We start from the raw sequence: 22,029 nt of genomic DNA on the forward strand, positions 1-22,029 counted from the left end.
GATCGATGGAAGCTATCGGAGCCGAAGCAAAATCCGCCTCCAGGCAGGCCCGGCGCGCCATCGACGGCGCGCTGACCCGCGACCGCGGCCGCCTGCTCGGCCTGTGGTCGAAGTGGAACGCGAAGCCGGGCGATGCGGCCCTGCGCGACGCGTTCTCGGCGAAGCTGCAGGCGTCGGTGGCCGAACGCGAGCGCCGCGCCGCCGCGCTGCCGTCGGCGACGGTCGATGCGGCGCTGCCCATCGCCGCGCATGCCGACGAGATTGTCGACCTGATCCGCAGCCACCAGGTGGTGGTGATCGCCGGCGAAACCGGCAGCGGCAAGACCACCCAGTTGCCCAAGCTCTGCCTGCTGGCCGGGCGCGGCGCGGCGGGCATGGTCGGCTGCACCCAGCCGCGCCGGATCGCCGCGCGCTCGGTGGCGCGGCGCGTGGCCGAGGAGCTGCAGGTGCCGCTGGGCGGCGCGGTCGGCTTCCAGGTGCGCTTCAACGACGCGGTGGGCGACACCACCGCGATCAAGTTCATGACCGACGGCATCCTGCTGGCGGAAATCCAGAACGATCGCTGGCTGTCGAAGTACGACACGCTGATCATCGACGAGGCGCACGAGCGCAGCCTCAACATCGACTTCCTGCTCGGCTACCTGAAGCAGCTGCTGCCGAAGCGGCCCGACCTGAAGCTGGTGGTGACTTCCGCCACCATCGATACCGCCCGCTTCGCCGCGCATTTCGGCGATGCGCCGGTGGTCAGCGTGGAAGGACGCGGGTATCCGGTCGAGGTGCGCTATCGGCCGCTGGAAGGCGAGGGCGGACATGCCGATGCGCCTGCGTCCGGGGCCGCGGGCGGCGAAGGCGGGCAGCGCACGATCGTCGACGGCATCGTCGCCGCCTGCGACGAGATTCAGCGGGAGAAGGGCATCGGCGACGTGCTGATCTTCCTGCCCGGCGAGCGCGAGATCCGCGACGCCCACCAGGCGCTGGAGAAGCGCAAGTACCGCCACACCGAAGTGCTGCCGCTGTACGCGCGGCTGTCGGCGAAGGACCAGGACCGGGTATTCCACCCCGGTCCGCAGCGGCGCATCGTGCTGGCGACCAACGTGGCGGAAACCTCGCTGACGGTGCCGCGCATCCACTACGTGGTCGATCCCGGCGTGGCGCGGGTGAAGCGCTACAGCCCGCGGCAGAAGTTGGACCGCCTGCACATCGAGGACGTGTCGCAGGCCAGCGCCAACCAGCGTGCCGGCCGCTGCGGGCGCATCGCGCCTGGCGTGTGCATCCGCCTGTATTCGGAAGCGGATTTCGCGTCGCGGCCCGAGTTCACCGATCCGGAAATCCGCCGCGCCGCGCTGGCGGGCGTGATTCTGCGCATGCTGGCGCTGGGCCTCGGCGACATCGAGAATTTCCCGTTCCTCGAACCGCCCGATCCGCGCGCGATCGCTGACGGCTGGCAGCAGTTGAACGAACTCGGCGCGGTCGATGCGGATCGCAAGCTCACCGCCATCGGCAGGACGATGGCGAAGCTGCCGGTGGACGTGAAGTTGGCGCGCATGCTGGTGGCCGCGCAGGCGCACGGCGTGCTGCGCGAGATGCTGGTGATCGCCAGCTTCCTCGGCATCCAGGACCCGCGCGAGCGCCCGGCCGACGCGCGCGCCGCCGCCGATGCCGCGCATGCGCAGTTCGTCGACGCGAAGTCGGAGTTCGTCGGCATCCTCAAACTGTGGGACGCCTACCGCGTCGCGCACGAGGAGATGACCCAGTCGCAGCTGCGCAAATGGGCCGACCGCAATTTCCTCGGCTTCCTGCGCCTGCGCGAGTGGTGGGAGCTGCATCGGCAATTGAAGTTGCAATGCGAGGAGTTGCAATGGGATCGTCATGCCCGCGAAGGCGGGCATCCAGCGTCTTCGGCTTCCGAACAAAAGACACTGGATACGCAGACTCAAGGTCTGCGAAAAGACGCCCGCTTTCGCGGGAATGACGAGCAAAAGCAATACGCCGCCCTCCACCGCGCCTTGATCGCCGGCCTGCCCACTCAACTCGGCAACCGCGGCGACAAAGGCCTCTACGACGGCCCGCGTGGCCGCAAGTTCCACCTGTTCCCCGGCTCCAGGCTGGCGAGCAAGCCGCCGCCGTGGCTGCTGTCGGCGACGCTGCTGGACACCGAGAAAGTCTGGGCGATCACCAACGCCGCCATCGAGCCGGACTGGGCAATTGCCGAATTGCCGCACCTGCTGGCCCGCCGCCACCACGACCCGCACTGGTCGCGTTCGCAGGGCCGCGTCGTCGGCAGCGAGCAGATCAGCCTGTTCGGGCTGGTGCTGGCGCCGAAGAAGCCGGTGCACTACGGCGCGCTGTTTCCAGAGGAGAGCCGCGCGATCTTCGTGCGCGAGGCGCTGCTGACCGGCGAGATCAACACCCGCAGCGCCTTCCTCGCCCGCAACCTGCGCGCGCTGGAGCTGGCGCGGCAGGAGGAAGCCAAGCAGCGTCGCGTCGGGCTGGTGGTGGACGAGGACTGGCAGGCCCGCTGGTACCTCGACCGGCTGCCCGCGCACGTGCACAACGCGCAGGCGCTGGATGCGTGGTACGCGAAGTTGTCGAAGGACGAGAAGGCGGCGCTGGAGTGGTCGCGCGACGACCTGCTGGTGGCCGACCAGACCGACGCCGCGCGCTTCCCCGCCTACCTGCCGCTGGGCGATGCACGGCTTGCGGTGCAGTACCGCTTCGAGCCGGGCGCGGTGGACGACGGCATGACCGTGGCGGTGCCGCTGCACCTGCTCAACGCGCTGGACGCAGCAAGGCTGTCGTGGCTGGCGCCGGGCTTCGTCGAGGACAAGGCAGCGGCGCTGATCCGCTCGCTGCCGAAGGCGCTGCGGCGCAACTTCGTGCCCGCGCCGGACTTCGCACGCGCCTTCGCCGAGGCGTTTGCGCAGCCGGACGCGGATTCCATCGAGGGCGCGCTGGCGAAATTCCTGAAGAAGCTCTCGGGCGTCGAGGTGTCCGCGCTGGATTTCGACGCCGCCGCCATCGAGCCGCACCTGCGTGCGAACCTGCGGCTGCTGGATGTCCCTGCTCCTCCCCTTGCCCGCGAAGCGGGGAGGGGAGGTCGGGAGGGGGTGCTGTGCGCGAAGAGCACCCCTCCCCAACCCTCCCCTTGCGCGCTGCGCAGAGGGAGGGCGTTGTCCTGGCCGAATCGCGCGACCTCGACGACCTGCGCGCCCGCTTCGGCGAACGCGCCGCGCAGGCGTTCGCCCGCCATGCGGCGCAGGGCATGGCGAAGTCGGGCATGACCACATTTCCGGAAACGCCAGTTCCCGTGTCGGTGCCGGGCGCGGGCGGCGTGCCGGCGTATCCCGCCTTGCAGGACGACGGCGACGCCGTCTCGCTGGCCCTGCACGCCCAGCGCGCCGTCGCCGAGCGCCTGCACCCGCAGGGCGTGCGCCGGCTGCTGGCGATCGCGCTGGCCGACAGGATGAAGCAGGCGCGCAAGCAGCTGCCGGTGCAGCCGAAGATTTCGCTGCTGTACGCCGCCATCGAGTCCGCCGCGCCGCGCAGGGACGGCCTGAAGGACGCCGACCGCCTGCGCGCCGACCTGGTCGACGGCGCCTTCGCCGCGCTGGCCGCGGACGATCTGCTGGAGGTGCGCGATGCCGAAGCCTTCGCGCAGCGCCGCGACGCCATCGGCAAGGCGCTGTTCGGCGAAGCCATGCAGCGCCTGAAGCAGGCCGACACCATCCTCGGCCTGGTCGCCGAAGTGCGCGCGAAGCTGGAGTCGAAGCTGATCGGCTGGGCCCGCGCCAACCTCGACGACATGCAGGCGCAGCTCGACGCGCTGGCCGCCCCCGGCTTCCTGCGCGACACCCCGGCCACCGCGCTGGCCGAATACCCGCGCTGGCTGAAGGCGCTGTCCCTGCGCGCCGAACGCGCCCAGCGCGATCCGGCGCGCGACCAGCAGCGCATGCTGGAGCTGGCCCCGTTCGCCGCCGCGCTGGCCGCCGCCGACCCGGCCGATCCCGAGGCCCGCGCGCTGCGCTGGGAGCTGGAGGAGCTGCGCGTCTCGCTGTTCGCGCAGGAGCTGGGCGCGAAGGGCGGCGTCTCGCCGAAGCGGTTGGCGGCACGGATGGAACGCCTGCGTTCCACCGGTGGCCGCGGCTGATTGCTGGCCGCTTCATGCGCGTCCCGCTACTGTAGTTCCATGTCCGTTGCCGCCATCGCCACCATCACCTGGAACGACGCGCTGGCGCGCCTGCCGAAGGACGCGCTGCCTGCGCCACTGGCCGCGTTCTGGCACGAGCGCGCCGAGGCCGGCGCGCCGATGCGCGACCGCGCCGACGTGCTCGCCGATACGCTGTCGATCGTCGCCTCGCTCAACGCCGACGCCGAGGTGCTGGCCGCGACCTTGCTGGATTCGCTGGTCGACATCGAAGCGCTGGCGGCCGAGGCGCAGGTCGAGGTGCCGGAGCGCCTGCACGTGCTGCTGGAAGGCCAGCGCGCCGCCAGCCGGGTGTGGGCGCTGCACCGCGACCACGGCGGCGGGCGCAACCCGGAAGGGATGCGCCGCCTGCTGCTGGCGCTGGTACGCGACCTGCGGGTGGTGCCGATCGTGCTGTCGCGCCAGCTTTCGCGCATGCGCGCGGCGTGGCGGTTGCCGATGGAGGAGCAGCGCGCACTGGCGCGGATGACCCGCGACATCCACGCGCCGCTGGCCAACCGGCTCGGCATCTGGCAGCTGAAATGGGAGCTGGAGGACCTCGCGTTCCGCGTCCTGGAACCTGATGCCTACCTGCGCATCGCGCAGTCGCTGGACGACGACCGCAGCGGGCGCGAGCGCTACATCGAAACGGTGCTCGAACTCCTGCGCAAGGCGGTGGCGGAGCAGGGCATCGAGGCCGACGTCGCCGGCCGTCCCAAGCACATCTACAGCATCTGGCGGAAGATGCAGCGCAAGGCGCTGCCGATCGAGGAGTTGTACGACCTGCGCGCGCTGCGCGTGCTGGTCGAGGACATCCCCACCTGCTACGCCGTGCTGGGGCTGGTGCACGCGCTGTGGGTGCCGATCCCGAGCGAGTTCGACGACTACGTGGCCCGGCCCAAGCCGAACGGCTACCGCTCGCTGCACACCGCGGTGATCGGCCCCGCCGGCAAGACCTTGGAAGTGCAGATCCGCACTCGCGAGATGCATGCGCAGTCCGAGCTCGGCGTGGCCGCGCACTGGCGCTACAAGGAAGGCGGCAGCGCCGGCGGCGCGACCATGGACAAGCGCATCGCGTGGATGCGCAAGCTGCTGGAGCAGGCCGCCGAGGCGGCAGGCGAGGGCGAGGCCGCGCCGCTGCACGGCATCGACAGCGACCTGGTCGAGGATCGCGTGTACGCGCTCACGCCCAAGGGCGAGGTGATCGACCTGCCGCAGGGCGGCACCGTGCTCGACTTCGCCTACGCCATCCACAGCATGGTCGGCCACCGCTGCCGCGGCGCGAAGGTGGATGGCCGGATCGTGCCGCTGACCCATGCGCTGCGCACCGGCGAGCGGGTGGAGATACTCACCGGCAAGACCGCCGAGCCGCGCCGCGACTGGCTGCAGCCGAGCGCCGGCTTCCTCGCCAGCAGCCGCTCGCGCGACAAGGTGCGGGCCTGGTTCAACAAGCTCGACCGCGAACGCAACCTGCAGGCCGGCCGCGAGTTGCTGGACCGCGACCTGCGCCGGATGGGCCTGCTGCACACCGACCTGACGCCGGTGCTGGGCCGGTTCAACGCGCAGACCGAGGACGACCTGCTGGTGCTGGTGGCGCTGGGCGACGTCGGCCCGAACCAGGTCGGGCGCGCGCTGCTGGACCTGGAGAAGGCGACGCAGGAGCCCGAACCCGCGCTCCCCGCGCTGCCCGCCAAACCGGCCGCCTCCGCGGCGCCGGGCGCCGGCGCGGTCACCGTGCAGGGCGTGGACAACCTGCTGGCGCAGGTGGCGCGCTGCTGCCAGCCGCTGCCGGGCGAGGCCATCGTCGGCTACCTGACCCGCGCGCGCGGCGTCAGCGTGCATCGCCCGGACTGCGCCGCGTTCCTGCGGCTGGCGGCGAAGGAGCCGGCGCGGGTGCTGCCGGTGGAATGGGGCACGCGCCGCAACGGGCAGGAGGTGGCCGTGCGCGTCGATGCCGTGGACCGCAAGTGGCTGCTCAAGGACATCACCACGCTGGTGGCGCAGGTCGGCGTGCACGTGCTGGCCTTGCGCACGGACCCGATGCGCGGGGGCAACGGGCGCGTGCGCGTGCAGCTGCAGGCGCGGGTGTCCGACTACGAACAACTCGGCCTGTTGCTGGCGCGGCTGGAATCGCTGCCCGGCGTGGAGGCCGCGCGGCGCGCATGAAGCGCTTCGCGTCCGTGCCGGCCCGGCGCGCCGAATGGCGCGCGCGCTGGCAGGCGCTGCCGAGGCAGGGACGTATCGCCGCGCTGGCCTGCGCTGTCGTCCTGCCGCTGGCGCTGTTGGGCGTGTTCGTGTTCCGTGATGCGCTGGGCCGCTGGCTGTGGCCCGATCCGCGCTACGACGCGCTGCGCCAGCGCGCGGAAGTCGCGCTGCAGGCGGGCAGGTTGACCAGCACGGACGGCGGCGGCGCGCGCGAACTGTTCGAAGCGGCGCTGGCCCTGCAACCCGATCAGCTGGAAGCGCGCGACGGCTTGGCGCGGGTGGCGCTGGCCGCGGCGGCGCGCGCCGAAGCCGGCGCGAAGGCGGGCGATGCCGCACGTGCGCATGCCGCACTGCAACTGGCGCGCGAGCTGCAGGCGCCGAAGGCGCGCGTCGATGCGCTGGAAGCCAGGTTGCAGACGATGCAGGCGCAGGCGGTCGGCATCGACGACCTGCTGGAACGCGCGCGCGCCGCGCACGACGCCGGCCATCTGGACGACGGCTCCGATGCCGCGCTGCCGCTGTTCCAGCAGGTGCTGCAGGCGCAGCCGCGCAACCAGCGCGCGCTGGAAGGCCGCGAGGACGCGCTGGAAGACCTGTTGAAACCGGCCGACGGCTTGCTCGCGCGCGGCGACCTGCTGCGCGTGTCGGAACTGGTGCATCGCGCCGAGAGTTTCGATCCCGGCCATGCCGCGCTGCCTGCCCTGCACGCCGATCTGGCGCGGGCGCTGGAAGCGCGCGGCCTGCGCATCCAGAGTCTGCTGGCGCGCGGCCGCGTCGAAGCCGCGGCGCAGGCTTGCGGCGAGCTGCGCCTGCTGGAAGTCGGATCGGTGCCCGGCGTCTGCGCCGCGCCGCTGGGCGATGCGCTGCTGCGCGCGGCCGGCACCGTTCCTGCTGATCGGGCCACCCGCCTGCTGGCATTGGCCCGTGAAGCCGGGGTGGATCCGGCGCGCGTGCAGCAGGCGCAGCGGCATCTGCGCCAGACCCATCGAAATGGATCGCATTCCGCGCCGGTCGCGGAAACCCCGCATGCCCGCATCCGCGTCACGGCGTTGCTGGAACAGATGGAACGCGCCCGCATCCGCGGCGACTGGCTGACCCCGCCCGGCGACAGCGCCTGGGACCGGCTGCGCGAAGCGCGCGCGCTGGCCCCGCACGACCCGCGCGTGCTGCGCGCTTCGGAATCGCTGCTGGCGGCGGCGCGCAACTGCAACGCCGACGCCCTGCGCGACAACAACCTCGGCCGCGCGCTGGCCTGTCTCGACGCGTGGCGGCAGCTCGCGCCGTCCGACGAAGGTGTCGCCGAGGCGCGGCGACGGCTGGCCCAGCGCTGGATCGCCATCGGCATCGAACGGCTGGAAGCCGGCCAGACCCTGGATGCCCGCCGCGCGCTGGAGCAGGCGCGCGCGCTCGACCCGCAGGCGCCGGGGCTGGGCGAGTTCGCGGAGCGGGTGGGGAAGGCGCGGTAGCGGGAATTCGCCTGCCGGCGATCAGTCCAGGCGATCAGTCCAGACAATCAGCCTAGGAACAGGGCACGCACCACCGCGCGCGCGGCGTCGATGGAAAAATGCCGCGCCACGTTCTCCCGGCCGCTCTCCGCCAGCCGCTCCCACAGCGCCGCATCGTCGTACGCGCGCAGCGTCGCGCGGGCGAACGCTTCGGCGTCGTCGGCCACCAGCACGTCCTCGCCGTCGCGCAGGTGCATGCCCTCGACCGCGCAGGCGGTGGCTACGACCGGCAGGCCGTGCGCCATCGCCTGGTTGATCTTGCCCTTGACGCCGGCGCCGAAGCGCAGCGGCGCCACCGAGACGCGGCAGGCGTCCAGCCACGGCTGCAGGTCGGGTACGTGGCCGTGGATGTGCACGCCCGGAAGCGCGGCGAGCCGCTCGATCGCGTCCGGCACGTCGCCGCCGATGCAATGGAAGCGGATGTCCGGATGCACGGCGCGAATATGCGGGAACACCGATTCCGCGAACCAGCGCACCGCATCCGCGTTCGGCGGATGGCGGAAGCCGCCGACGAACAGCAGGTCGCGACGCGCGGCGAAACCGGGGCCGGAGGGTGCGAGCCGGTGCAGGTTGGACAACACTTCCACCCGCGCCTCCGGCGCGTCCTGCGCCAGCAGCGCGCGCTCGGCGTCGCTGACCACGAAGGTGGCGTCGGCGCGCGCGATCAGCTCGAGTTCCAGCGCGCGCGTCTGCTCCGCGGCGCGCAGCGCGGCGGCATCGCCCGCCAGTTCCGCAGCGCGGCGTTCGCGCAGGTAGTGCAAATCCACGGTGTCGAACAGCAGGCGCGCCTGCGGCGCGTGCCGGCGCAGCAGCGGGAAAAGCTCGCGGGCGATGTAGTGGCGGCTGACCATCGCCGCATGGAAGCGCGGCCCGTGTTCGCGCAGCCAGGCCGGCAGGCGCGCCGCGTACGGCGCGTGCCAGCACTCCACGCCCAGCGCCTGCAATGCGCGGGTGTAGCCGTCGTCGCTCTTGCCGCTGGACGGCAGGAACACCACGTGCGCGCCTTCCTCGATCAGCAGGCGCATCAGTTCGACCAGCCGCAGCGATCCGGAATCGCGGTCCGGGCGTGGCGTGTATTCGTCGACGATCAGGATCTGCCGCTGCCCGCGATGCAGCAGCGCCGGGGACGGTTCGCGTCCCGGCGTTGGCTGGCCGCGCAGCGCGTCGCCCCACTTATCGGCGAACACGCGCTGGTTGCGTACCTGCGCCGCTTTCGGGCCGCTGGACAAATCGGTGCCGGCGCTGGTGCCTTCGTCGTGCACCACCACGGCCGCCGGCTGGTAGAGCGTTCGCCGGCCGGCGGCGCGCACCGCGAAGGCAAGGTCGGTGTCCTCGTAATAGGCCGGCGCGTAGCGCGTGTCGAACCCGCCCAGTTGCCGGAACAGCGCGCGCGGGATCGCGATGGCCGCGCCGCTGAGGTAGTCGGCGTCGCGCAGGTAGCAGAAGCGGCAATCGTCCGGATCCTCGAAGCGGCCGTAGTTCCAGCCGCCGCCGTCGGAGAACGCGACGCCGCCGGCTTCCTGCAGGCGGCCGTCCGGATAGACCAGCTTGGCGCCGGCCAGCCCGGCGTCCGGATGGTCGTCGAAGGTGCGGAGCAGCGCGTCCAGCCAGCCGGGCTGCGGCACGGTGTCGTTGTTGAGGAACACCAGGAACTCGCCGCGCGCCTGCGCCGCGCCGTCGTTGCAGGCGACGATGAAGCCGCCGTTGCGCGTCCGCGGGTGCAGGCGAATGCCGCCGATGGCGCGGAGCTTCTCCAGCGAATCGTCGGGCGAGGCGTCGTCGACCACGATCACTTCGAACGGCACGCCCGGCGGATGCGCGGCGATGCTGCGCAGGCAGGCCAGGGTGTGGGCGAACGCGCCGTACACCGGGATGACGATGCTGGCCCGCGGCGAGCCGGATGACGGCAGCGCGAACGGCGCGAACGCCGCCGGTTCCGGCGCGTACAGCGCCGCGGATGCGGCCGGTGCGCGCCGGAACTGCAGCGCCACCCGCCGCCAGGTGGCGGCCAGTCCGCGGCTGCGCAGGCTGGCCCAGCCGCGCCGCCACAGGCCAAGCGCGCGCAGATACCAGAAGCGCGCTTCGACGGGGACGGGCATGCGGCTGAACTCCTGCACAAGGATCGGGGAAATCCGCGCATGGCCGCACCGGCGGCTGCGCTAGACTCGGGACCGACGCCATTGTCGCATCCAGCGGCCCACTGCCAGCCAATGCCCCGCATCCAAGACGAAGAAGACGAGCTGTACGACGACGAAGACGGCGATGGCGGCGGTCCCGGCTGGCGCCGCCGGCTGCTGACCTGGGGCCTGGCCGCCGCGGCGCTGCTGCTGGGCTTCCTGATTCCCTACCTGCTGTACCTGAACCACGAAGTCGGCGAGCGCTTCGGCAAGCTGCGCTGGCAGGTGCCGACGCGGGTGTACGCGCGGCCGCTGCTGCTGCGCACCGGGCTGGCGATGGATGCGCAGACGCTGAAGACCGAGCTGGACGCCGCCTCGTACCGCGACGGCGACGGCCAGCGCGCCGGCACCTACGCGCGCAACGGCGCGCGCTGGCGCATTTCCAGCCGCGGTTTCAACGACGTCGACGGGCGCATCGCTCCGGCGCAGCTGGAAGTGACGCTGTCGGGCGGCGAAGTGGCCGCCATCCGCGACGTCGCCGGCAAGCGCGCGCTGCGCAGCGCGCGGCTCGATCCGGCGCGGATCGCCACGCTTTATGGCCAGAACCAGGAGGAACGCCGGCTGGTGCGGATCGAGGAGGTCCCCGAGCTGCTGGTGACCGGCCTGCAGGCGGTGGAGGACCGCGACTTCAACCACCACATCGGCATCGACATCAGCGGCATGCTGCGCGCCGCCTTCGTCAACGTGAAGTCCGGCGGCGACACCCGCCAGGGCGCCAGCACGCTGACCCAGCAGCTGGCGCGCAGCGGCCTGCTCGGCATCGGCAAGGAACAGACCTACAGCCGCAAGTTCAAGGAGATCCTGTTCGCGCTGCTGCTGGAGGCGCGCTACGACAAGCGCACGATCCTGGAGGCGTATTTCAACCAGGTCGACCTGGGCCAGCGCGGCGCGCAGGCGATTCGCGGCGTGTCGGCGGCGTCGGAGTTCTGGTTCGGGCGCGAGCTGAAGGATCTGTCCACCGAGCAGATCGCGCTGCTGATCGGCATGGTCAAGGGGCCGTCCTGGTACAACCCGCGCCGTAACCCGGAGCGCGCCACCGGGCGCCGCAACTTCGTGCTCGGCGAAATGCGCGAAACCGGGCTGATCGACGACAAGGAATACCGCCGCGCGCTCAAAGCGCCGCTGGGTGTCACCGCGAACGCCGGCAACCTGGCCGCCAACCGCTTCCCCGCCTACGTGGACCTGGTGCGCAAGCAGCTCGCCCGCGACTACCCGGCGGACAAGCTGTCCGGCGCCGGCCTGGCGGTGATGACCGGGATGTCGCCGTCCGCGCAGGGCTATGCCGAGGGCGCGGTGGCGCGCACGCTGAAGGCGCTGCACGGCAAGAATCGGCCGCCGCTGCAGGCCGGGCTGGTGATGACCGACGTGCACGACGGCGACGTGCTGGCGGTGGTCGGCAGCCGCGAGTTCACCGAGCCCGGCTTCAACCGCGCGGTCGACGCCAGGCGCCCGGTCGGCTCGCTGCTCAAGCCGTTCGTGTACCTGCTGGCGCTGGCGCAGCCGGACAAGTGGTCGCTGGCCAGCACCATCAGCGACGCGCCGGTGAGCGTCGGCCTGGGCCGGGGCCGCACCTGGAATCCGGGCAATTCCGACGGCCGCAGCCACGGCACCGTGCACCTGCTGGACGCGCTGGCGCAGAGCTACAACCAGGCGACGGTGCGGCTGGGCATGGACGTGCAGCCGCAGCGGCTGGCGGCGCTGATCCGCGCGCTGGCGGGGATCGAATCCGAGGCGCAGCCCTCGCTGATCCTGGGCGCGGTGGACCAGAGCCCGTACGCGATGGCGCAGCTCTACCAGTTCCTCGCCTCCGGCGGCGAAATCCAGCCGCTGCACGCGGTGCGCGGCGTGCTCGATCTGCAGGGCCGCACCATCAAGCGCTACGACAGCGACGCCCCGCCGGCGCAGAAGGGCGACGCGGTGGCGGCGCGGCTGGTGGGCAGCGCGCTGCAGTACGCGGTGACCTCCGGCACCGGCCACGCGCTGATCCGCGACGGCCTGGGCCGGCTCGCCCCGGCCGGCAAGACCGGCACCAGCAACGACAGCCGCGACAGCTGGTTCGCCGGCTATACCGGCGATCACCTCGCCGTGGTCTGGGTCGGCAACGACCAGAACCAGCCGACCGGCCTGTACGGCGCGACCGGCGGCATGCGGGTGTGGTCGGACATCTTCGCGCGGCTGCCCAGCGAATCGCTGCGGCTGTCCGGTGAGGGCATCGACTGGCGCTGGCTGCTGGACGGGCAGAGCACCGACGCCGACTGCCCCGGCGCGCGCCGCTTTCCGTTCGTGGCCGGCCACGCGCCCGCCTACCAGCCCTGCCAGTACGCGCCGCCGGTGGAACTGGACGAGTTCGGCAATCCGCTGCCGCCGGAAGACGAGACGCAGAATCCGCTGCAACGCGCCGGCCAGGCGCTCCGCAATTTCTTCGGTGGCGGCGATCCCGCCAGGCAGGCACCGCCGCAGGAGACGCCGCAGCCGCGGCCGGCGCAGTGAACCGGACCGGGCAGTGAATCTGATCGAGCAGCCGAACACGCGGCTCGGGCGCGCGGTGCATGAAGCGTTGGGCGAAGACGCGGCGCTGGCGCGCGCGCTGCCCGGCTTCAAGCCGCGTCCGGCCCAGCAACGGCTGGCGGTGGCGGTGGCCGACGCCTTCGAGCGCCGCGACGTGCTGCTGGCCGAGGCCGGCACCGGCACCGGCAAGACCTACGCCTACCTCGTGCCGGCGCTGCTGTCGGGCATGAAGACCATTGTCAGCACCGGCACCCGCGCCTTGCAGGACCAGCTCTACCTGCGCGACCTGCCGCGGGTGCGCGACGCGCTCGGCATCGGCCTGAAGACCGCGCTGCTGAAGGGACGCGCCAACTACCTGTGTCGCTACCGGATGGAGCAGGCGAAGGGCGAACCTCGGTTCACGTCGAAGGAGCAGATCACCCAGTTCCAGCGCGTGGTCGCCTGGAGCGGGCGCACCCGCAGCGGCGACATGGCGGAGATGGAATCGCTGCCGGAGGATTCGCCGCTGCTTCCGCTGGTGACCTCCACCGCCGACAATTGCCTCGGCACCGACTGCCCGTTCTGGAGCGACTGCTTCGTGGTGCAGGCGCGCCAGCGCGCGCAGGCGGCCGACCTGGTGGTGGTCAACCACCACCTGCTGCTGGCCGACCTGGCGCTGAAGCAGGAAGGCTTCGGCGAAATCCTGCCGGGCGCGCAGGCGTTCGTGGTGGACGAGGCGCACCAGCTGCCGGAGCTGGCCGCGCAGTTCTTCGGCGAAGGCTTGGGCGCGCGCCCGCTGGTGGAGCTGGCGCGCGACGCGCTTTCCGAGTGCAAGGACGTCTCCGGCGCGCTGGCCAGCGTGCAGGAACCGGCGCGCGCGCTGGAGCAGGCCACCCGCGCATTGCGCGCGGCGATGGACAACCTGCCGGTGCGCGGCACCGCCTGGCGCGCGCTGGACGAGGCGGACATCGAGCCGGCGTTCCATGCGCTTACCCAGTCGTTGCAGACGTTGCACGACGTATTGGTGCCGCTGCGCGAAGCCGCGCCCGGCTTCGACGCCTGCCATGCGCGCGCGCGCGAACAGCTCGGCCGACTGCGGCGCTGGCTGGGCGATGCCGCGACGCCGGAACCGGAGTTCGACGCGGACGACGGCCACGCTGCGCCGGACGCGGCAGCCGGCTCCGGTCTGGAAGTCCACTGGTACGAACTGACCCCGCGCGGCTTCCGCCTGCAGCGCACGCCGCTGGACGTGTCCGCGCCGCTGCGCGCGCATCGCGACGCCTCGCATGCGGCCTGGGTGTTCACCTCGGCGACGCTGGCGGTGGCCGGGCGCTTCGACCACGTCGCCCAGCGCCTCGGCATCATCGAGGCCCGCGAGCTGATCGAACCGAGCCCGTTCGACTGGGATACGCAGGCGCTTTGCTACCTGCCGCGTGGTCTGCCGGAGCCGGCCTCGCGCGACTACGGAACCGCATTGATCGACGCGCTGATGCCGGTGCTGGACGCCTCCGGCGGTCGCGCCTTCCTGCTGTTCGCCTCGCACCGCGCCCTGCGCGAAGCCGCCGAGGCGCTGCGCGAGGCGCCGTGGCCGCTGTTCGTGCAGGGCACCGAGCCGCGCCACGTGCTGCTGCAGCGCTTCCGCGACTCCGGCAACGGCGTGCTGCTGGGCACCGCCAGCTTCCGCGAGGGCGTGGACGTGGCCGGCGATGCGCTGTCGGTGGTGGTCATCGACAAGCTGCCGTTCGCCGCGCCGGACGATCCGGTGTTCGAGGCGCGCCTCGATGCCATCCGCTGCGCTGGCGGCAACCCGTTCCGCGACGAGCAGCTGCCGCAGGCGGTGATCGCGCTCAAGCAGGGCGCGGGTCGGCTGATCCGCACCGAGACCGATCGCGGCGTGCTGGTGTTGTGCGACCCGCGCCTGCTCGGCAAGACCTACGGCCGTACCTTCCTCGATTCGCTGCCGCCGCTGCCGAAGACGCGCGACGTGAACGATGTGCGGGCGTTCTTCGCGGATAATCGACCGAAATGACAAGACTGCTTGCGTTCGAAACCTCCACCGAAGCCTGCTCGGTCGCCGTCTACGTCGATGGACAGGTGCACGAGCGCTTCGGCATCGCCCCGCGCCGGCATACCGAACTGGCGCTGCCGTGGGCGGACGAGGTGCTGGCCGAGGCCGGCGTCGTGCGCTCGCAGCTGGACGCGATCGCGGTCGGGCGCGGTCCAGGCGCCTTCACCGGCGTGCGCCTGGCCATCGCCATCGCCCAGGGCATCGCGCTGGCGCTGGACCGGCCGGTGCTGCCGGTGTCCACGCTGGCGGCGCTGGCGATGCGGGCCGGCGGCGAGCGCCGCATCGCCGCCATCGACGCACGCATGGGCGAGGTCTACCTGGGCGCGTTCGCCCGCGACGGCGACGGGCTGGTGGCGCTGTCGGACGAAGTCGTGGTCAAGCCGGACGCGGCGGTCGTGCCCGACGGCGACGGCTGGCACGGGGCGGGCACCGGCTTCGCCGCGGCCGAGGGCGCCTTGCAGGCGCGACTGGCGGGCCGATTGGCGGCGGTGGATGCGGAGGCGCTGCCGCATGCGGCCGACGTCGCCCGGCTGGCGGCGCCGGCGTTCGCGCGCGGCGAGGTGCTAGCGGCCGAGCGCGTCGAGCCCGCCTATCTGCGCAACGACGTGGCGCTGACCCTGGCCCAGCAGCGCGCGCTGCGCCAGTAAGCGCGCGCCGCCGGCACGATGCCGCGCGCGCGTGGCGTTCGCGCGGCTGTCCGCCTTCGCACCGCGTCGTGACAACGCGCCCGGCGTTTTTGGCTATCCTCCCCCTGAGGTCCACTGAAACAGGGGTGAAAGTGAAGGTTCGGATCCTGATTCTGGTCGCCGCGCTGGCGGCGCTGCCGGCACTCGCGGAAGACGTGTCGTTCAAGGGGCGGACGCTGGACGTCGCCACCGGCCAGGAAGCCCGGCCCATCCTGCGCATGACCGGCACGCAATACGTCCTGCCGCGCTCGCAGGAACAGCTGGTCAACCAGGCGCAGGCCTGCCTGGGCGGGCAGGGCGGCATCGCCATCGAGTCGGCGGACGCGGCGCAGGGGCTGCTGGTGGCGCGCGTCGCCACCTCGTTCCGCGCCAGCTTCGCCACCCAGACGCTGCGCAGCCGGCTGGAACTCACCGCCGGCGAAGGCTATTTCCAGGTCGTCGAATCGGAACTCGCGCTCGCCCAGGCCGGCGACGACGGCAACGCGACCTACGTGCCGCTCGTGCAGGACGGCGGCCTCTGGGAAAAGGGGCTGGAAGCGCTGATCCAGACCGAGAACAAGCTGGTCGACTGCCTCTACAAGTAGGCCGCCGGAGCGTCATCGACATGAAGTGGACTGGCTGGAAAAACCGGACGCTGCGCCGCCGGCTGCTCGGCGTCGCGTCGCTGCTGCTGGTGCTTGCCTTCGTGGCGCATCCCGAACTGCGCCTGCTGCTGCCGCTGCTGGATGCGTCGATGCTCGACCTGTTTTTGGCGCTGTTCAGCGCCCAGCTGCTGGTGTTCCTGGGGACCTACGTGAAACCGCTCCTGCTGCTGCTCTGGCAGCGCGGCGCCGGCGTCATGCGGGTCATCGAGGACCTGATCGAATCGACCGCCATGCGGCGCGCCAGGAATGCGCTGGATCGCCTGATCCACGGTTCCGGCAGCGACTGGGACCGGCAGGCGTGGCAGTACGGCGCCCTGCTGTGGTGGCGCCTGCGAAACGGGCCGGGCGAGCCGCCCGGAGCGACGGCGCTTCCCGCCGCCTGATCCGTTCCGACGTTTTCGATCCCGCCGCAGGCGGCCGGGTCTGGTCGCCCCGCCTCAGCGATCCACCAGTTCGCCGCCCGGCAGGAACTGCCAGGTGCGGGTGACGTGCAGCACGTCCGGGTCCTCGGCGGTCTTCGGCAGCGGCGCGAACGGCTCGGACAGCTTGACGATGCGCAGGGCCGCCTCGTCCAGCATCGGGATGTGGCTGGAGCGGATGAGCCGCACGCTCTCCACGCTGCCGTCGCGACGCACGCCCACGCTGATCACCACCAGCCCGCCGATGCGGCGGCGGCGCGCCTCGTCCGGGTAGTTGAGGTTGCCGACCCGCTCGACCCGATCCACCCAGCCGCGCAGGTACTGCGCCCAGGCGTATTCGCGGGTGCTGGCGGAGACGAACTTGCGCTTCGGGCGCTTGGCGTATTCCACCGAGCGCAGCTGGATCTCGGCGGCCAGCCGCGCCATTTCGATGTCGCGCTCGATCTTCTCGCGGCCGGGCGGGGCGTCGTCCGGCCGGGTTTCCGGCTGCGGCTTCGGCGCGGGCAGCGCGGTCTCGCCGTTGGCCGAGGCCACCACCCGCGCGTCCGGCGGCGGGCTGGGCGCGGGCGTCTGCGCGTGCAGCGGGCGCGGCGCCAGCCCGTCCTTCTGCTGCGCCAGCGGGCCGGCCTGCGGCGCGCCGGGGCGGCTGCTCTTGTCGTGTTCGCCGCCGCCCTGGTTGTTGGCCTGGGCGAGGAAATCCGCCTGCGCCGGCGTCAGCGGCGTCTGCGTGCGGGTCTGGATCACGTCGAGGGTGGGCAGCAGCGGCGCCGCGTCCTCGATCGCGAAGCCGATCCCGAACACCACCATCGCATGCACCAGCACCGACAGCACGAAGGTGGCGCGCAGCCGCTCGGTTTCGCCGATGCGGGGCGGGGCGGGCACGGCGGGGGCGGCGGCGGCCGGCATCAGCCCCCGGCGAGCGCTTCGATGCGGTCGAACAGGGTGCCGGCGATGTTCAGGCCGAACTGCGCGTCCAGCTCGCGGATGCAGGTCGGGCTGGTGACGTTGACCTCGGTGAGGTAGTCGCCGATCACGTCCAGGCCGACGAACAGCATGCCGCGCCGCTTCATCTCCGGGCCGACCTGCGCGGCGATCCAGCGGTCGCGCTCGGACAGCGGCCGGCCTTCGCCGCGCCCGCCGGCGGCGAGGTTGCCGCGGAACTCGTCGCCCTGCGGGATGCGGGCGAGGCAGTAGTCCACCGGCTCGCCGTCGACCAGCAGGATGCGCTTGTCGCCCTGCGCGATCTCCGGCAGGTAGCGCTGCGCCATCGCCAGGTGGCGGCCGCCCTCGGTCAGGGTTTCCAGGATCACGTTGAGGTTCGCCTCGCCGGCGCGGGCGCGGAAGATCGAGCGTCCGCCCATCCCGTCCAGCGGCTTCAGCACCGCCTCGCCGTGCTCGGCCACGAACGCCTTGAGTGCGGCGGCGTCGCGGCTCACCAGCGTCGGCGGACAGCACTGCGGGAACAGCAACGCCGCCAGCTTCTCGTTGAAGTCGCGCAGGCCCTGCGGATCGTTCACCACCAGCGCGCCCTGGCGCCGGGCGAGGCCGAGGATCTGGGTGTCGTGCAGGTAGTCGGCGTCCACCGGCGGATCGGTGCGCATCAGCACGACCTGGCCCGGGCCGAATTCCAGCTCCGCCCACTCGGTCAGCGAGAAATGGTCGCCCGGCACGTCGCGCACCTGCAGGCGGGCCGCCTGCGCCACCGCGCGCGCGCCGCGCACCGCCAGCCCGCCGGGGCGGACGTAGTGCAGGCGGTGGCCGCGTCGCTGCGCTTCCAGCAGCATGGCGAAGGTGGAGTCCTTGGCGATCTTGACGGAGCCGATCGGGTCCATCACGACCACCACGTCGAGCGGTGCGGGCGGCGTCATCTGCGCATCCGTGGGTGGGTGCGGGGATGGTAGCAGGCGGCGGAGCGGGCCCATCCGCGGCGGTATCGCGGCGCTTGACACATCGGGCGCAGGCTTGGATAAAGACAGTCCGCAACGCGCGAAGACGCGGCGGTTGGCAATCGCGCAAGGGGATTACATGGCGCAGCAGGACGGTACCGACCTCGACCTCAGGGGTCTGAGGGTGATGGTCATCGACGATTCCAGGACGATCCGCCGCACGGCGGAGACGCTGCTCGTGCGCGAGGGCTGCGAAGTCGTCACCGCGACCGACGGGTTCGAGGCGCTGTCGAAGATCGCCGACCACAACCCGCAGATCGTGTTCGTGGACATCATGATGCCGCGTCTGGACGGCTATCAGACCTGCGCGTTGATCAAGAACAACCAGACCTTCAAAAGTGTGCCGGTGATCATGCTTTCGTCGAAGGACGGTTTGTTCGACAAGGCGCGAGGCCGTATCGTCGGCTCCGAGCAATACCTGACCAAGCCGTTCACGCGGGAAGAACTGCTTGGCGCCATCCGCACGTACGTCAACGCCTGACCGGGGGAAGGGCATTCATGGCACGCATTCTGCTGATCGAGGATTCTCCGACCGAGGCCGCGGTCATGGTCCAGTTGCTGGAACGCAACGGCCACCAGGTCACCACCGCCGGCAGCGCCGAGGACGGCATCGCCAGCTGCAAGCGCGACAAGCCGGACCTGGTCCTGATGGACATCATCCTGCCCGGCATGAACGGCTTCCAGGCCACCCGCGCGCTGACCCGCGACGCCGAGACCAGCCACATCCCGGTCATCATCGTCAGCACCAAGGGGCAGGAGACCGACCGCGTCTGGGGCATGCGCCAGGGCGCGCGGGACTACATCGCCAAGCCGCCGCGCGAGAACGAGCTGATCGCGCGCATCGACGCGCTGACCGGACGCTGACGCGATGAGCAAGCGCGGCAAGCACAAGCACAAGTTCCGGCAGCAGGCGGCGTCGGCGCCGGTGCAGGGCACCGCCGTGGCCGAGGTCGTGGCCGACGACGCGGCATCCGTTGAATTCGGGGAAGCGGACGACGCGGCCGAAGCGGACGTCGTGGCGGCCGAACCGCAGCCGGCGGCAACGCCGGCCGACGACGCGCCGGCCGCCCGCGCCTACGCGCCGCTGGCGGGCGAACAGCGCTCGCCGTTCCTGGTCCTGGCCGACTACGAACAGCGCAGCCTGGCTCACGTCGCCGGCCTGCCGGAGCAGCTGGACGCGCCCGGCCTGTGGCGCGGCGTGGCCTACCGCGTGGGCGCGCACCGGCTGGCGTCCGGCTTCGACGAGGTGGTCGAAATCCTGCCGATGCCGGCGCTGACGCCGGTGCCCGGCGCGCTGGCGTGGATGCTCGGCGTCGCCAACATCCGCGGCGCGCTGCTGCCGGTGGTCGACCTCAAGCAGTTCCTGGAAGGCGAGCGCACCGTGCTGCACGAGCGCCAGCGCGTGCTGGTGGTGCGCCAGCCGGGCGGCGACGTCGCCGTCACCATCGACGAACTCTACGGCCAGCGCAGCTTCGTCGAGGAGCACGGCATCGACGCCGACGCCGTGGCCGACGGGCGCTACGCGCACTTCGTCGATCGCGCCTACCGCATGAACGGGCAGGACTGGGGCGTGTTCAGCCTCGAACGCCTCGCCCGTACCCCCGAATTCCGCCAAGCCGCCGCGTAACCCGCGGAACGCCAAGTCAGCCGAGGTCGCAACAATGAGCAATTTGATGGATTCCGCCGCCGGCAAGGGCCGCAATCTCAGCACCAACTTCTGGATCTGGTTGCTGATCGGCTCGCTGGTCGTGTTCGCCGGCAATACCCTGTATGCCACCACCAAGGCCTCGCGCCTCGGCGGCGCGAGCACCGCGGCCTCCCGCCTGCAGCTGAACTCGCAGCGCTTGGCCAACCAGGGCCGCGAGGCCATCGACGGCAACGTGCAGGCGTTCGAATCGTTCAAGGCCACCAAGGGCGAGATCGACGCCGACATCAAGTGGCTCAACGACCGCTTCGGCGACTCCGCCGACGTGGCCGCGCCGATCCGCACGGTGACCGAAACCTGGACCCCGCTGACCACCCGCGCCGACGAGGTGCTGGGTTCGCAGCAGGCGGTGCTGGCGCTGTCCGGCCGCGCCGACAGCTTCACCGCCAAGGTGCCGCAGCTGCAGGCGCAGCTGTACGAAGTGCTGCGCGGCCTGGTCTCGGGCGGCGCGAACTCCGCGCAGGTGAGCGCGGCGCTGCAGCAGGCCAACATCAGCTCGCGCATGGCGCAGCGCATCGCCGAGCTGCGCGCCGGCGGCGACGGCGCGCAGGTCGCGGCCAACGCGCTTGGCCGCGACGCGGCGGTGTTCGACCGGCAGATGAACGCGCTGATCAACGGCAGCGGCGACATCGCCAAGGTCAGCGCGGCCGGCGCCACCGGCCCGCTCACCCAGGCCAACGTGCTCTGGCAGGGCATGAAGAAGGACCTCGACGCGATCGTCGGCGACTCGCGCAAGCTGATCGGCGCGCAGGCCTCGGCGTCCGCGCTGGCGACCGGTTCCGACAAACTGCTGGGCGACAGCGAAAGCCTGTTCGCCGCGTTCACCTCGTTCGGCTCGCTGAAGGACACCAGCATCATCGGCGGCGTCTGGGTCAGCATCCTGTCCGGCGCGCTGGCGCTGTTCTCGATCGTCGGCCTGCTGTGGGCCCTGAACCGCGCGCAGCGCATCCGCTACCAGACCACCAAGGAACTGAACGACCGCAACCAGGAGGCGATCATGCGCCTGCTGGACGAAATGGGTTCGCTCGCGGAAGGCGACCTGACCGTGAAGGCGACCGTGACCGAGGACATGACCGGCGCGATCGCCGACTCGATCAACTTCGCCGTGGAACAGCTGCGCACCCTGGTGACCACCATCAACGACACCTCGGTGCAGGTCTCGGCCAGCGCGCAGGAAACCCAGGCGACCGCCATGCACCTGGCCGACGCCGCCGAGCACCAGGCGCAGGAGATCAACTCCGCCACCGACCGCATCAACGAGATCGCCTCCAGCATTAATCAGGTGTCGCGCAACTCCGCCGACTCCGCCGAGGTGGCGCGCCGTTCGGTGCAGATCGCGACGAACGGTGCGGGCGTGGTGCGCCAGACGATCGCCGGCATGGACAGCATCCGCGACCAGATCCAAGAAACCTCGAAGCGCATCAAGCGCCTGGGCGAGTCCTCGCAGGAAATCGGCTCGATCGTGGAACTGATCAACGACATTTCCGAACAGACCAACATCCTGGCGCTGAACGCGGCCATCCAGGCGGCCTCCGCCGGTGAAGCGGGCCGCGGCTTCGCGGTGGTGGCGGACGAAGTGCAGCGACTCGCGGAACGCAGCTCCAGCGCGACCAAGCGCATCGAATCGCTGGTCCAGACCATTCAGGCCGATACCAACGAAGCGGTGTCGTCGATGGAACAGACGACTTCCGAAGTGGTCGCGGGCGCGCGCCTCGCCGAGGACGCGGGTACCGCGCTGGGCGAGATCGAAAAGGTGTCGTCCGACCTGTCGGGCCTGATTGAAGGCATCTCGGTGGCGGCGCAGGAGCAGTCCAACGCGGCCTCCAACATCACCCAGACCATGAACACCATCCAGTCGATCACCGCGCAGACCTCGCAGGGCGCCAGCCAGACCGCCGAGTCGATCGGTAATCTGGCCCAGCTCGCCGCCGACCTGCGCCGTTCGGTCGCCGACTTCAAGCTGCCCGCCTGAGCCGGACTGACACAGGGATCGGGATGAACAGC

General features: G+C 71.5%; 14 protein-coding genes and 1 pseudogene. 12 read left to right on the top strand and 3 right to left on the bottom strand.

What is annotated here, in order from left to right; translation table 11 throughout:
• Window positions 1-5: 5 nt before the first annotated feature.
• From hrpA to H9L17_RS11545, 3 genes and pseudogenes are all read left to right on the top strand, one after another.
• Window positions 6-4,129 (top strand): annotated as a pseudogene (hrpA, locus tag H9L17_RS11530) (ATP-dependent RNA helicase HrpA); the annotation flags it as partial.
• Window positions 4,130-4,186: 57 nt separating this feature from the next.
• A complete protein-coding gene (locus tag H9L17_RS11540; protein ID WP_187569588.1) occupies window positions 4,187-6,349 on the top strand; it encodes a RelA/SpoT family protein in 2,163 nt (720 codons plus the stop codon).
• The gene (locus H9L17_RS11545; protein ID WP_187569589.1) at window positions 6,346-7,854 is read left to right on the top strand and encodes a hypothetical protein; all 1,509 of its coding nucleotides are present in this window, start codon (window positions 6,346-6,348) and stop codon (window positions 7,852-7,854) included. Before H9L17_RS11540 ends, H9L17_RS11545 begins: the two co-directional genes overlap by 4 nt.
• 47 nt (window positions 7,855-7,901) lie before the next feature.
• On the opposite strand, the gene H9L17_RS11550 is transcribed toward H9L17_RS11545, so the two are convergent.
• A complete protein-coding gene (locus H9L17_RS11550) occupies window positions 7,902-9,992 on the bottom strand; it encodes a glycosyltransferase (RefSeq protein ID WP_187569590.1) in 2,091 nt (696 codons plus the stop codon).
• Between the two features lie 111 nt (window positions 9,993-10,103).
• On the opposite strand from H9L17_RS11550, the gene mrcB reads away from it, so the two are divergent.
• The 5 genes from mrcB to H9L17_RS11575 all read left to right on the top strand — a co-directional run bounded on the left by mrcB (window position 10,104) and on the right by H9L17_RS11575 (window position 16,338).
• On the top strand, window positions 10,104-12,560 hold the full coding sequence (gene mrcB / locus H9L17_RS11555; RefSeq protein ID WP_187569591.1) for a penicillin-binding protein 1B: 2,457 nt from the start codon (window positions 10,104-10,106) through the stop codon (window positions 12,558-12,560).
• Window positions 12,561-12,615: 55 nt separating this feature from the next.
• On the top strand, window positions 12,616-14,586 hold the full coding sequence (gene yoaA / locus H9L17_RS11560; protein WP_425507424.1) for a DNA repair helicase YoaA: 1,971 nt from the start codon (window positions 12,616-12,618) through the stop codon (window positions 14,584-14,586).
• Window positions 14,583-15,272 carry a tRNA (adenosine(37)-N6)-threonylcarbamoyltransferase complex dimerization subunit type 1 TsaB gene (gene tsaB, locus H9L17_RS11565; RefSeq protein ID WP_187569592.1) on the top strand — a complete coding sequence of 230 codons (690 nt, stop codon included), beginning with the start codon at window positions 14,583-14,585 and terminating at the stop codon, window positions 15,270-15,272. Before yoaA ends, tsaB begins: the two co-directional genes overlap by 4 nt.
• A gap of 131 nt (window positions 15,273-15,403) precedes the next feature.
• Window positions 15,404-15,895: a hypothetical protein gene (locus tag H9L17_RS11570; RefSeq protein WP_187569593.1), complete on the top strand. Its 492-nt coding sequence runs from the start codon at window positions 15,404-15,406 to the stop codon at window positions 15,893-15,895.
• Between the two features lie 20 nt (window positions 15,896-15,915).
• Window positions 15,916-16,338: a hypothetical protein gene (locus H9L17_RS11575; RefSeq protein WP_187569594.1), complete on the top strand. Its 423-nt coding sequence runs from the start codon at window positions 15,916-15,918 to the stop codon at window positions 16,336-16,338.
• 54 nt (window positions 16,339-16,392) lie between these two features.
• Here the strand turns inward: H9L17_RS11575 and H9L17_RS11580 are convergent, their stop codons facing one another.
• Entirely contained in the window at window positions 16,393-17,280 is an 888-nt protein-coding gene (locus H9L17_RS11580; protein ID WP_187569595.1) for an energy transducer TonB, read from the bottom strand.
• Window positions 17,280-18,242, bottom strand: a complete 963-nt coding sequence (gene gshB, locus H9L17_RS11585) for a glutathione synthase (protein ID WP_187569596.1) — start codon at window positions 18,240-18,242, stop codon at window positions 17,280-17,282. Before gshB ends, H9L17_RS11580 begins: the two co-directional genes overlap by 1 nt.
• Before the next feature lie 157 nt (window positions 18,243-18,399).
• Here gshB and pilG point away from each other — a divergent pair, with 157 nt between their 5' ends.
• The 4 genes from pilG to H9L17_RS11605 all read left to right on the top strand — a co-directional run bounded on the left by pilG (window position 18,400) and on the right by H9L17_RS11605 (window position 21,997).
• Window positions 18,400-18,801 (top strand): twitching motility response regulator PilG, encoded by a 402-nt coding sequence (gene pilG, locus H9L17_RS11590; protein WP_187569597.1) that lies wholly within the window; start codon window positions 18,400-18,402, stop codon window positions 18,799-18,801.
• 17 nt (window positions 18,802-18,818) lie between these two features.
• Complete coding sequence (locus tag H9L17_RS11595) at window positions 18,819-19,184, top strand: response regulator (protein WP_187569598.1); 366 nt, start codon at window positions 18,819-18,821, stop codon at window positions 19,182-19,184.
• A gap of 220 nt (window positions 19,185-19,404) precedes the next feature.
• Entirely contained in the window at window positions 19,405-19,947 is a 543-nt protein-coding gene (locus tag H9L17_RS11600; RefSeq protein WP_246455226.1) for a chemotaxis protein CheW, read from the top strand.
• Window positions 19,948-19,981: 34 nt separating this feature from the next.
• Window positions 19,982-21,997, top strand: a complete 2,016-nt coding sequence (locus H9L17_RS11605) for a methyl-accepting chemotaxis protein (RefSeq protein ID WP_187569600.1) — start codon at window positions 19,982-19,984, stop codon at window positions 21,995-21,997.
• Window positions 21,998-22,029: the final 32 nt, after the last annotated feature.

The organism is Thermomonas brevis (assembly GCF_014395425.1).
GTDB lineage: Bacteria > Pseudomonadota > Gammaproteobacteria > Xanthomonadales > Xanthomonadaceae > Thermomonas > Thermomonas brevis.